At 46.8% G+C, this 12,554-nt stretch carries 9 protein-coding genes and 1 pseudogene; 6 read left to right on the forward strand and 4 right to left on the reverse strand.

The annotated features are described in order from the left end of the window. Positions 1 to 268 precede the first annotated feature (268 nt). Positions 269 to 1,894 carry a phosphoethanolamine transferase gene (locus tag P4S53_RS02165; RefSeq protein WP_337112043.1) on the forward strand — a complete coding sequence of 542 codons (1,626 nt, stop codon included), beginning with the start codon at positions 269 to 271 and terminating at the stop codon, positions 1,892 to 1,894. Positions 1,895 to 1,936: 42 nt separating this feature from the next. Here the strand turns inward: P4S53_RS02165 and nhaD are convergent. Further along, positions 1,937 to 3,377 (reverse strand): annotated as a pseudogene (gene nhaD, locus P4S53_RS22560) (sodium:proton antiporter NhaD). A 358-nt stretch (positions 3,378 to 3,735) separates the two neighbouring features. On the opposite strand from nhaD, the gene P4S53_RS02185 reads away from it, so the two are divergent. Then, positions 3,736 to 4,968 (forward strand): D-alanyl-D-alanine carboxypeptidase family protein, encoded by a 1,233-nt coding sequence (locus tag P4S53_RS02185; protein WP_337111169.1) that lies wholly within the window; start codon positions 3,736 to 3,738, stop codon positions 4,966 to 4,968. A gap of 18 nt (positions 4,969 to 4,986) precedes the next feature. Here the strand turns inward: P4S53_RS02185 and sgrR are convergent, their stop codons facing one another. Further along, a complete protein-coding gene (gene sgrR, locus P4S53_RS02190; RefSeq protein WP_337111170.1) occupies positions 4,987 to 6,684 on the reverse strand; it encodes an HTH-type transcriptional regulator SgrR in 1,698 nt (565 codons plus the stop codon). A gap of 288 nt (positions 6,685 to 6,972) precedes the next feature. Then, the gene (locus P4S53_RS02195; protein ID WP_337111171.1) at positions 6,973 to 7,647 is read right to left on the reverse strand and encodes a hypothetical protein; all 675 of its coding nucleotides are present in this window, start codon (positions 7,645 to 7,647) and stop codon (positions 6,973 to 6,975) included. A 310-nt stretch (positions 7,648 to 7,957) separates the two neighbouring features. Between P4S53_RS02195 and P4S53_RS02200 the strand changes: the two genes are divergently transcribed. From P4S53_RS02200 to P4S53_RS02210, 3 genes are all read left to right on the forward strand, one after another. After that, positions 7,958 to 8,812, forward strand: a complete 855-nt coding sequence (locus tag P4S53_RS02200; protein ID WP_337111172.1) for a lipase family protein — start codon at positions 7,958 to 7,960, stop codon at positions 8,810 to 8,812. A gap of 101 nt (positions 8,813 to 8,913) precedes the next feature. After that, positions 8,914 to 9,429 (forward strand): hypothetical protein, encoded by a 516-nt coding sequence (locus tag P4S53_RS02205; protein WP_337111173.1) that lies wholly within the window; start codon positions 8,914 to 8,916, stop codon positions 9,427 to 9,429. 264 nt (positions 9,430 to 9,693) lie between these two features. Continuing rightward, positions 9,694 to 10,692, forward strand: a complete 999-nt coding sequence (locus P4S53_RS02210; protein WP_337111174.1) for a sphingomyelin phosphodiesterase — start codon at positions 9,694 to 9,696, stop codon at positions 10,690 to 10,692. A gap of 73 nt (positions 10,693 to 10,765) precedes the next feature. Here the strand turns inward: P4S53_RS02210 and P4S53_RS02215 are convergent, their stop codons facing one another. Continuing rightward, positions 10,766 to 11,947, reverse strand: a complete 1,182-nt coding sequence (locus P4S53_RS02215) for an amino acid aminotransferase (RefSeq protein ID WP_337111175.1) — start codon at positions 11,945 to 11,947, stop codon at positions 10,766 to 10,768. 235 nt (positions 11,948 to 12,182) lie between these two features. Here P4S53_RS02215 and P4S53_RS02220 point away from each other — a divergent pair, with 235 nt between their 5' ends. Next, positions 12,183 to 12,494 carry a DUF3081 family protein gene (locus tag P4S53_RS02220; protein ID WP_337111176.1) on the forward strand — a complete coding sequence of 104 codons (312 nt, stop codon included), beginning with the start codon at positions 12,183 to 12,185 and terminating at the stop codon, positions 12,492 to 12,494. Positions 12,495 to 12,554 lie beyond the last annotated feature (60 nt).

Consider the following 12,554-nt stretch of genomic DNA (forward strand, 5'->3'; position numbering starts at 1 on the left):
TAGTATTAGTTCCTAATCTTAAGAACGCCTTAAGAAACGTGAATCAATAAAGATTTAGGGATGATTTTCGTATTTTCAATTTTAATCAATACATTAAAAACAGTATGAATGTAAAACCTCAGATTGAGCTGTAATCCTTCATAACCAATATGGATAAATTGTTACACTGAACACTAAGCTGCATTGGCGTGTAATGAATCTTAAGGCTTTCTTAAGAATCATAGGACACAATAATGAACTAAGTCTGTGTTCAACGTGTGTGCCTGAGATGATAGATAAAATAAAAGCGCTTCGCATTCCCATCAGCATGACCAGCTTTATTTTGCTGACTGCTTTTTATTACGCCTTTGTATTAAACCTCCCTTTAATAACAAAGATTTATCAGCTGAAATCATATCAAATGTCTTACTTTGTCATCAGTGCGCCTCTGCTGCTATTTTTCTGTTTTATCATTATTTTCTCGGTGTTATGCCTGCCATATGTTTATAAGCCAGTCACAATATTACTAATTTTATCTTCTTCAATGGCGTTTTATGCATCAATGAAGTACAGAGTCATGTTTGATTACGGCATGATAGAAAACATTTTTGAAACCAATACCAGTGAAGCGGGTTCTTACTTGAACCTAGATTCTGTCTTCTATTTCCTATTCTTCGGTGTGTTGCCGTCCATACTGATTTCATTGACTGATATTGTCTATTCTCAGTCATGGTTAAAAGAAATATTAAAACGGCTTGCCTTAGTTTTATCGGCCTTGATTGGTATCTGTATTATCGCTATTTTCTTTTATAAAGATTACGCCTCTGTGGGCAGAAACAACTCTTATTTAAACAAAATGATCAACCCGGCCCATGCATTTAACACATTTAAGTATATCAATAACACCTATTTCACTACCCCTGAGCCATACCAGACTCTTGGTAAAGATGCAAAACTCACCCCTTCAGCTAACAACAAAGAGACCCTTTTCGTTGTTGTGCTCGGTGAAACAGCACGTTCTATGAATTTTCACTACAACGGATATCAACGAAACACAAATCCTTACACAGCCGATATGGGATTGATTTCATTCCAACAAGTCTCATCTTGTGGCACGGCTACCGCAGTGTCTGTGCCCTGCATGTTTTCGAATATGAATCGTACTGACTACAAAAAGAGCAAGGCGGCGAATCAAGACAACGTCATGAATGTCATAGGTCATGCCGGCGTCAACTTACTCTGGAAAGACAATGATGGTGGCGATAAAGGAGTCGCCAGTAATTTTGACAAAATTGCTACCGATCCGACACAAGACAGTCCTCACTGCGATGGTGATACTTGCCATGATGAAGAGTTATTGGTTGCATTAGACGAAGAAATTGCTGATCGGCCGGGAAACAAACTGATTACTTTACATACCATCGGCAGCCACGGACCAACCTACTTTCAACGTTACCCAAAATCGATGAGCATATTTACACCGGCTTGTGAAAGAAAAGACATTGAAAAGTGTTCAGATACAGAAATTCGTAATACCTACGACAATACGATTGCCTATACTGATTATTTTTTATCAAAACTCATCACTCAATTAAAAACCTATCAGAACAAATATAATGTTGCCATGATGTATATTTCAGACCATGGCGAATCACTGGGTGAAAATGGTCTATATCTGCATGGGACACCGTATACCATTGCACCCGATGAACAAACAATCGTGCCCTGGTTAATGTGGATCCCAGAACAATATGCCAATGCTAAAGGTATTGATAAAAGCTGTCTTGAAAAGCTGGCCAAAAACCGTCATTTCTCTCAGGATAATTTTTTCCATACCCTGATTGGTTTATTTGGTGTCGTCACCTCAGCGAAGAATCCGTCGCTGGATATTACCGAAACCTGCAAAAGTTCCTGATAGCGGCAAAAGGGATCACTTTCTCAGTGATCCCTTTTAATATTAACCAAACTCCGCAGAATTCATCAGTAAGTGCACGACGATACTCAGTATGTAGCCCAGAGCAATCGCCGGTGTCCATTTTAAATGTCCGAAAAAAGTATATTTACCATGTGCTGCCCCCATTAATGCCACGCCGGCGGCAGAACCAATTGATAACAAACTCCCGCCGACACCGGCAGTCAAAGTTACCAGTAACCAGTTCCCCACTTCCATGTCCGGGTTCATTGTCAACACCGCGAACATGACGGGGATGTTATCAATCACTGCAGAAAGAACCCCAACGATGATATTGGCCCAGATAGGATCCCATTGTGTATACATCACATGTGACGCTACAGTGAGGTAGCCCAATAAACTCAAACCACCAACACACATTACCACACCATAGAAAAACAACAGGGTATCCCACTCTGCCATTGATATTCGTCTGAATACATCAAAGGGAACTACAGATCCAAGACGTTCCAACGCCGCGTTATCGTTATTCGCTAATGCAATAGCCCTTTTTTCTCCAGAGAACGAGGTAACGTTTTTTGTAAAAAATAGCCAAAAAGAGACAAGTAAGCTAAACCCATCATCATGCCCATAACGGGTGGATAATGAAGAAAAGTATGGAAGGCTACGGCAGTCAATATCGTTAACAAAAACAGAAGCACGATACGTCGTGCCCCACGTTTTAATTCCACAAACTCCTGAATCGTATCTGGTTTTGCAGAAGGAACGAAGAAGGACATGATCAAAGCAGGCACCATGAAATTAACCAGTGAGGGAACAAACAACTCAAAAAACTGGGAAAACCTCACCAAACCCGCTTGCCATACCATGAGCGTGGTAATATCACCAAATGGGCTGAAAGCACCGCCAGCATTGGCAGCTACCACGATATTGATACAAGTCAGATTGATAAATCGGGTGTTCTCTCCCCCACTTTCATGACCACAGCACACATCAGTAACGCCGTGGTCAGGTTGTCGGCAACCGGAGAGATAAAAAATGCCAGAAACCCTGTCAGCCAGAACAGAGATCTAAAATTGAACCCTTTACTCACCATCCAGCCTTGAAGGGCATCAAACAGCCGTCTTTCTTCCATCGCGCTGATGTATGTCATGGCCACCAGCAAGAACAGCATCAGCTCTGCATATTCCAGTAAATTATTTTCAAGAGCCAGATGTGCTGTTTCAATTGCACCTTGTTCCTTGTACGCAAAGCCTATCAATATCCAGATAATACCAGCGGCAAGCAGCATGGGTTTTGACTTACGAAGTTGAAGGTATTCTTCTGCCATCACCAAACCATACGCCACTACAAATATCAGAATGGCGAGATAACCGACTGCCGTTTGCGTTAAATCCAGACCTTTTCCATCAGAGCTGGCATTGACCAAAATGGGAAAACAAAGCAAGCCTAACAGAATGATAAAATAAGACACTGTTCTACGCATTCTCTACTCCCTGAGACAACACATTCAAGCAACAATACGCGATTGCATTGCTTATATTGTGGTTCAGGACGGTAATAATGCGATGAAATTACTAAAAAAAGTGTCATTTTTATGAGGTCACTTTGAGTACATCTCAGGTTTGGCCAATGTGATACGCCATACAGACGCACATTTACACCTCTGGTTTCACCTTTTCTGCTACACCGCAAGCACCTTATTCGAATCCAGTCGTTTTCCTCTCATAACCAGTACCAACTTGTACAGATAATTGACAGCTATGTAAAAAATATCCTCATTAAAAGCGCTTTTTACTAAGCTGAAAGTAACTCGGGGTCATCTTTGGAAGGGACACTGGATTATGACAAAAACACCGTTGCCAATCCTTTTACGCCACTGTGCGCTTTTTCTGTGCATTTTCTTTACGTCCTTGTCGCAAGCGGAAGATGGGCTGATGCCCAGCCCGCCTGAAGTCGCCGCTGATGCCTGGGTATTAATGAGCTACCAGTCTGGGCAGGTGATCGCCGGCAGTAACGAACACAAAGCGCACGCCCCGGCGAGCCTGGTCAAAATTATGACAAGCTATGTGGTCGGGACTGAACTGAAAGCGGGCCATATTCACGATGATGATAAAGTGGTGATCAGTGAAAATGCCTGGAGTCAAAAATTTCCGGGCTCATCCAAAATGTTTCTCAACGTGGGCGATGAAGTCTCCGTTGACGACCTCAATCATGGTGTGATCATTTCTTCCGGTAACGATGCCACAGTTGCACTTGCTGAACATGTGGCCGGCCACACATCAGCCTTTATCGAAATGATGAACCGCCAGGCTGAAAGACTTGGCATGAAGGACACCTATTTTGCCAATCCCCACGGTCTGGATAATGATCAGCAAGCGACAACCGCTTATGACATGGCGCTGCTGACACGTGCCTTTATTCATGATTTGCCAGAAATGTATGACCTGTTCAAAATCAAATCTTTTACTTTTAACAAGATAAAACAAGGAAACCGCAACCCACTGCTCTGGGACACCAGCCTCAATGCCGACGGGGTAAAAACTGGATATACCAAAGAAGCCGGCTATAGCCTGGTATCCTCTGCATCTCAGGATGATTTCAGGCTGATAGCCGTGGTATTAGGGACAGAAAACGTCAACGCCCGCCGCAATGAAAGCAAAAAATTACTGACCTGGGGTTTCCGTTTCTATCAGGATCTAAAACCCGATTTTGACAGTAAAACACTGAAAAAAGCCAAAGTCTGGTATGGGTCTCCGTCAAACGTTCAGGTTGAAGTGGGTGATGGCGGCGTTCTTACCGTACCGCGTCGTCAGCGGAAAAGCCTGGAGCACAAGATATTCTATAACGCCAATCTGGAAGCCCCAGTCGCCAAAGGCCAGCAGGTTGGCAAAGTCGAGTGGTATCTCGACAAGCAGCTACTGACAGTTCAGCCCATTCTTGCGGCGGAAACCTCGGAAAAAGCGCCCTGGTACAAATCAATGATAGATACAGTGTGGCGGCCAATTGGACGCTGGTTCAGTGATCAGGACTGGGATCCGAGAACCGAGAAAGCCATCACTGAAACCACGCAATAAACAACAAAGCGACCGGGTCTATTCCAGACCCGGTTTGAGCCAGACGGATTTAAAATCAAACCATCCCATAGAGTTAGGCGCCATGCCTTGTACCGGACCGGCACTGTACACCCCTAACCAGGCATGAAATAAAGGGATCACCTGCCCTGATTTGACCAGACTCGCGCCAATGTCATGGCTGGGACAGGTTCGGCCATGCTCTGAACGCCATGCTTTAACGCGCTGATTCAGTGAATCAAATTCATTGTCAGGCATTGCCCGCGAAATATGGTCGAAGCTGTAAAGCCAGGCCAGAAAAGCATCATCCCTGTGATTACTCAGGCTCATGCCGTTGAGCCAGATGTCGATTTTATCCGCGTGCTTACCCATCAGCACATCTGTGTTGCTCAGCTCCATCACTTTCAGTCTCAGTCCGTCTTCAGCAAGAACGCTCTCGATAGCCCGAGCCAGTTCATGATAAACCGGATGGTGTTGCGGAAACGCTAAGGTCACCATACGTTTGGCGGGGATAGCGGCTCTGACCGGTAGCGGATTGAGATCGGTCCAGCCGGGTAACAATCCGAAGGCATTGATCAGACGAATATCGCCTATCTCAGCCGGGTTCATCCGCGAGAGCAATTGCATTGGGTCAAACCGACTCTGAAAATACGCCTGCCATTCAGGATCGCTGGCAAGGCCATTCACCCGGTTTAACAGCAGATAGCTGCAACCTGCATCCAGGGTAAGCTGATCGTTCACGTCTTTAATCTGCTCAACAACCCTATCGGTGCCCGGCTGCAGATAACAGGCAGTGACACCGGTTAATATCCAGATCTCAACCACATCGATCAGTGCCCGAAAGCCAAAATAGTGATCGAACGCTTCCAGCGTCAAACGCTGCCTGTCATTTTGCGTGACTTTATAGGGCCCGGTGCCCACAGGAAACAAATCCGCTTCCCTGTCACTGTCCAGCTCGGCGGGCTGAATCATTGCCATAATGTTGGCCAGCAAATCAGGCAAACGGTAGTCATCATGACTCAGGCGGATATCAATGGTATTCGGAAAAGGTGATGAGATATGACTGAGGTGGCTGAACAGTTGGTGGCCTTTCAGACGCTCCAGACTCTTGACGACGTCCTGACTGTCCAGCAGACTGCCATCGTGAAACCGCACGGCCGGGCGAAGATAGAACCGCCAGTGGCGGGCAGAAAAGGCTTCCCAATGATGAGCCAGATCGCCTTCGGTTTCCTCTTTTTCCTCATTAATTCGGGTCAGTCCGTTAAAAATCTGCCGTACCAGATGCTGCTCAGAACGCCGGAGGGGACGAAGCGGATTGAGATTGGTAAAGGCGCGGTAATACGGGACGCGGACGATCTGACGTCCTTTCTGCGTGGTCAGTCCCAGCTGCTCCTGTATGAGCTGAGCAAGCTTATTGGCGTCGTGCCCCAGCGCTTCCAGAGCCGGTTCCAGTTTGCCATCGGCGACCAGCTTGCGGGCGTGATTGTACTGCAGCTCAGTATCCGTGCTATGAAAGACTAAGCGCGACTGTTTACCGCGCCCGATCGCCGGTTCCCAATCGATCCATCCCTTCTCGACCATCTTGTTGATAACCATACGTACATTTCGGCGCGTGCAAAACAGAACATCAGAAATGTCTTGTAAGTTTGTATCGCTGTCCTGACCGGAAAAATGGTGATAAAGACGCTGGAATTGCGTTTTCAGACGCTGACCACTCATAGAAAAGGGGAACCTTTTAAATTAGGATTTTCAATTTTTTCTTTCCCTATTTTAATCTACATTCTGGTGACATGAAACCGCAGTATTGAGCTTCTGTTCATGATTCTTATACAGAATGAAGCACTTAGCGTGCTGACAAGAATACGAGGTTCATTTATGGCAACCGGATAAACAGAAGACCTCCCCCAGTCTTCGGTGCCTGAGTGGTTGTCCGGTTGCCTTTTTCCTCCGCGATCAAAAAAGCGCCTTTCGGCGCTTCATGTTCACGGCATTCGATTGACCCGATATTCAGGACACGTCTGATGATTTGGTTTGTGATGCTTTCATTTGGGACGCCTGTTGGGATTGCAGCTCTTTCAGTTGCTTTTTCAGCGCATCATTCTCATTTTGCAGCGTTTTCTGTCCGGCCAGCAGCTCAGATTGCTCTTGTTTTACCCGCTTGTTTGTTTCTGCCAATTCCGCTTTCACAGCCCTGAGCTCTTCATCCAGCGATGTAACCTTCGCCGCGCTGGCGTCTAATTCGGTTTTCACTTTACGCTGGTTACGCTGTGCCGTTTGCTTGGCTTTTTGTGCTTTTTCACACTCTGCCGTCATCAGCGCCAACGCTTCTTCCAGCTCAGCCACTTGTTGTGAATTGTCTTCAGCGGCGCTTTCCTGACCCGTCATTGCCAGCCAGCCCGACAGCATATTCTCACTGGCTAACTGCATCATATCGAACGGAAATACCAGTCCCTGCTCTTTGGTTTGCTGCACTTTCTCATTCAATACCTTGTCTGCTTGTTCAATCTGTCTGACGGTATTGTCATAACTGTCGTGCGTTACCCGGGTAAACTGCTTCGCCGCAATGGCTTCCCATGCACGGTGGACCTGCATCCAGGTTGCAACGTGAGACAAGTACAGGCTAGGGTCAAACACCGGTGAAGACCATTGTTGTTGCAAAGCCTTTTGTAAACCATTTTCCATGAGTCATTCTCCTAAAGTTGGCTTCAATTTAGCAATTGTCCTTGTGATTCCCTTTCGGGATATGCCCTAAACAACATGGCACACTGTGCGCACAATGCCAGATGCGCATAGTTTACCCACCCAAAATGACAGCATAAAGAACAAAAAACAAGCAGCGCTTTGCTTTGATGATTGAATAAGTGAATGTTTAGAGAAACTTGAGAGAAACGTTTCACCGCGATGCCACTGTCTTATTGTCATGAATTTGCGATGTTGACCCGTTAGCCTCAGAGGACACATCACACTCAAAAAGCACCCATTTGCCGACTGTATGAAGAAACTTAAACGTTATCAGTACGAACGCTACGCTATTTTATGCCGGCAGGCTTATCCGGCAGACTTTGACCATACCCAGTATGGCTTTGATCCGGCAGGCCGGCGGGATATTACCGACCGATGGGGGCGCACCATTATCCGTGTACTCTGGGGAGAGCAGAATGAAGCCATCGTGGTGTTCAAAGGCTCTCAAAATCTGTGGGACTGGCTGCTTAATTTTGCATGTTTTCCCCAAAAACTGCCGGGAAGACAAAAGCCGTATCATGTCCACTGGGGCTATCACTTTCTTCTGGAGCAAAAAAGTAAAATAGGCACAAATCGCTACGCAGAAGCATTCCCGTCTATGTCGGCTTCACAAGAAATTGATTATCTGCAGGCCGCTGATGCACAGCATTTCCAGGATGAATCGCTCTATCAGCAAATTCGCTCCACTCTGTTACCTTTAATTCTAAGCGGTAAACGGGTGTCTTTTACCGGTCATTCCTCGGGTGGTGCCATGGCGGTACTGACAGTGGAGAGGCTGGGTAAAGAGTTTCCTGACGCCATCAAACGGGTTGTGACGTTCGGGCAACCGGCAGCCGGTTTCTGGAGCTTCAGGCAAGCCTACAGTTACCATCACTGTACCTACCGGATATGCTGCGATCTGGACATGGTCACCTTCCTGCCAGCCATCCCTTTGATGCACTGGCATGTCGGCAAAATGCTCTGGCTGCACAACGAAAAAATCTACGATAATATCTCGACATCGGTCAGACTGTACAAGTCACTGGTGAGCTGGATATTGCGCCCTATCACCTACCACTATATGCATAAATACATCAGGAATAAGGACTACTTTGATAAACACTGATTTCTGACTCACGCTGAAACAGCGGAATTGTAAAAATTTAACATACCCTCTTTTGCCTGTTTCATGTATCGTTGAGGCTGAATCCAGCAGAAATCGAAGATATGCATTCTCAAATCACACAGTTGCTCGCACAAAAAAATGTCTGGATGGCCAGTCATATTACGGACGCTGAGTTTCCCACGGCGCTCAGCAAGCAGGGGCTCGCCCTCTATCACACCGCGCAGAACGAACTGACAGTCAACTCAGTTCAAGCCTCTGATTTTGCTTCGCCTTCAGATCTGTTGAGTGTTTATCCGGTCGATTGCCACCCACTCACGATTCGGTTTTCTCTGGTTCATGCCAGCCAATGGCAAAATGAAGAGTCTGACGCTGTCATCGAGTTTCTGACACAAATCATGCTGGAGACCGACTGTCCGGCCCAACTGTTCGTGGGGTTCTATCAGGGGAAACCGGCAGCCTGCGGTATGCTGTTTACTGACCCAAACAGTCCGACAGACACCTTAATCAGCGACATTTGTGCGCTTCCGCTGCCAAATCATGATGAACTTGTCGCTGCGATGACAAGCTGGCTGATTCAGAAAGCGTCTGAGACATCTGAAAAGTTGTGGTTATGCTAAGCCCGTCAGTCTGTACTTTGCTTGCCGGTACAGACTGATCCACCGCGCCATTGCTGTTTCCCCCTGACACCTGCCCCACCCAGATCTTATCCCTGTAATGACGGTCAGCTAAATTTCACTTTTTCGAGTTAATTCTCAATTATCCTTATTTTTCTGTTGGTTAGCGTTAACTTTCATCTTAAAGAAACAACTTCTTAACATAAGCACACCTATCATTTCATCGGGAGAATGATTCTCTTTCATTAATCAACAAGGACACTGGCGATGAAAAAAACGATAGGGACAACTTTATTATTGTTGTCATCCTTCACTCAGGCAGAAACGTTAAATGTCATGGCGTACAACACGCTGTTACTCTCTTTCGGTGATTGGGATCAGGCCAATCGCGCCCAGCGGATACCCGCTGCGATTGCTGCCCTGGACAACGTACCCGATGTGCTGATCATCAATGAAGCCTTCAATCCAGATTCCGAAGTCATGCTGAGTGAACTGGCATCACTGTATCCCTATCAAACCCCGGTTGTGGGTTTAGATTGCAGCGGCCGGGGATGGGATGCATTAACCGGTGATTGTTCCAACTCAGTGGTGGTTGTGCGTGGCGGGGTCTCAATTTTGTCCCGCTACCCCATTGTGAGCCAGAAAGCCCATGTTTATTACGCCAGCGACAGCAGCACCTGGGATTATTATGCCAACAAAGGTTTTGCCTACGTCGAAATTGACAAAAATGGCCAGCACTTTCACCTGCTGGGGACACACCTGCAGTCAAGTACTGACAACCCGGACAAAGAACACCCGGTGCGCATGGCACAGCTGACTGAAATGCAGGATTTCATTGCAGCGCAAGCGATTCCGGCCTCAGAGCCCGTGATTATCGCAGGCGATCTGAATGTAGAGTGGAGCCGCCAGGATCAAATTGCAGACATGCTGGCAACGACACAAAGCCAGCTGTTCTTCCCCGAGCCAAGCGTCGGCAGCTTCTCTGCCAAATATAACTGGATCACAAAGTCAGGTGCATACAGAGACGGTTACTCACTCAACTACAACGATACTCTGGATTATGTGCTCTGGCACCAGGACTACCTGCAACCCTCAGTACCAGCAGCAATGACAGTGGTCAAACTGCAAGCCGATGAACAATGGTACTGGCATTACCTGAAAGGCAAATGGCCATTACCTGAAGGTGAATTCTGGCACAATGGCTACTACAGCGATCTGTCTGATCATTATCCTGTGCAGGCTGAGTTTGTGTTCCCGGACCAATAAAAAAGCGATGAAAACGCCAAGAAAAAGGAGCACCTCAGTGCTCCTTCTGTCCGGGTGAGGTGTGACTCGCCGATCAGCGGCTGACACTCAGCAAGGCTTTTGCCAGATAATCCAGCTTCTGCTCCTGCAAACCTGCAATGTTAATCCGGCCGTCGCCAACCGCGTAAATGCCGAACTCATTCCGTAACTGAATAATTTGCGCCTGGCTCAGACCTGTGACGGAAAACATCCCTTTGTGTTTTTCAATGAAATCAAACGCATCGGAGCCATTGTCCCGTACTGCCTGAGTCAAACCGGCACGCAGACGTCGCAAGCGCTGGTTCATTTCCGTCAGCTCACTTTTCCAGGTGGCAGTCAGAGCCGCATCATTGAGGACAGTCGCCACCAGCGCCGCACCGTGATCAGGTGGCATGGTATAAGACGCACGTGCCAGCTGCAGAATTCTGCCTTTTGCTTTCTGGGCTTCTTTCAGAGAATCACTGATGATAATCGCCGCACCGGTACGCTCACGGTATAAGCCAAAATTCTTGGAGCAGGAGGTGGCAACAATCATTTCTTCCACATTATCAGCCAGATGGCGTAAGCCGGCAGCATCTTGCTCCAGGCCGTCACCAAAACCCTGATAAGCGATATCAACAAAGGGCAGGAAACCATTTTTATTCGCCAGATCAGTAATGGCTTTCCAGTCATCGAATGAGATGTCCGCGCCTGTCGGGTTATGACAACACCCATGCAGCAGTACCACATCTTTCGGGCCTGCTTTCGCCAGCTCTGCCAGCATCGCTTCGCTGTTCACCTGTTTGGTGGCAGTGTCGAAATAAGGATAGAACTTCACTTTCAGGCCAGCCGCTTCCATGACAGGCTTGTGGTTGACATAGCTGGGATTCGAAATCCACACGGTCGTGTCTGGTTGAGCCAGATACATCAGATCGGCCAGCATACGCAGTGCACCACTGGCACCTGGGGTCTGTACCGCAGCGGCACGGCTATCAGCTGAAGTGTCCTTGATCAGTAAATCCATCATGGCCTGATTGAAGACTTCATCGCCCGCTAACCCCACATAAGCTTTGGTTTTCTGTGTGTCCAACAGACGCTGCTCAGCCTGAAATACCGCCTGCATGATTGGCGTTTCACCTTGGCTGTTACGGTATACACCGATACCCAAATCCATCTTCTCAGAACGGGCATCCTCGCGGAACATTTGTGTCAGGGATAAAATTGGATCGAGTTGTGCTTCAGTAAGCTGCTTGAACATCTGTGAAATTCCGTTTTGTTATTGCGACTTTCCTCAAATTATCATGCACCTTATCGAAGGTCACTACCCCAGCTCAGAAATAGTCATGCCAGTGTTTATCCAGATGAACAGCACCATGTAATTAAATTGTTACAACCGGAATTGATCTGGATTAATCAAACACCAATAAAGCTTGCAAGGGGTGGCTCAGCACCTAAATTTAAAGCATGAGGGGTACATCCAACCGGAGGCCATCATGAAAAACAGCGTTGATGTTCGTGCCTTACTAACCGCCTATGAAAAAATAAAAACACTGGGAACACCCGTCGAAAACGGCAAGCAACTCGATGATATTACCTGTACAGAGAGTTACGACGGTTACAGCGTCAGCCTGTCAGACGGTAATGTCAGTGTTGATGTTAATTTTCATAACACTTACCACTTCCATACCCTGAATGAAGATCCAGACACCGTCATTAACCAGACAACCACAGATTTTCATCACAACAACGAAACCCAGATTCAGGCTTTCTTGAATAAGTTGAACGATTTAAATACACGTTATTAATGCTTTACCTAAAGTCGCTCTGCCGGCTTTAGGTTTTACCTTTCCCTGACATTACCACGC

Source organism: Photobacterium sp. Hal280, assembly GCF_037162255.1.
Classification (GTDB): domain Bacteria; phylum Pseudomonadota; class Gammaproteobacteria; order Enterobacterales; family Vibrionaceae; genus Photobacterium.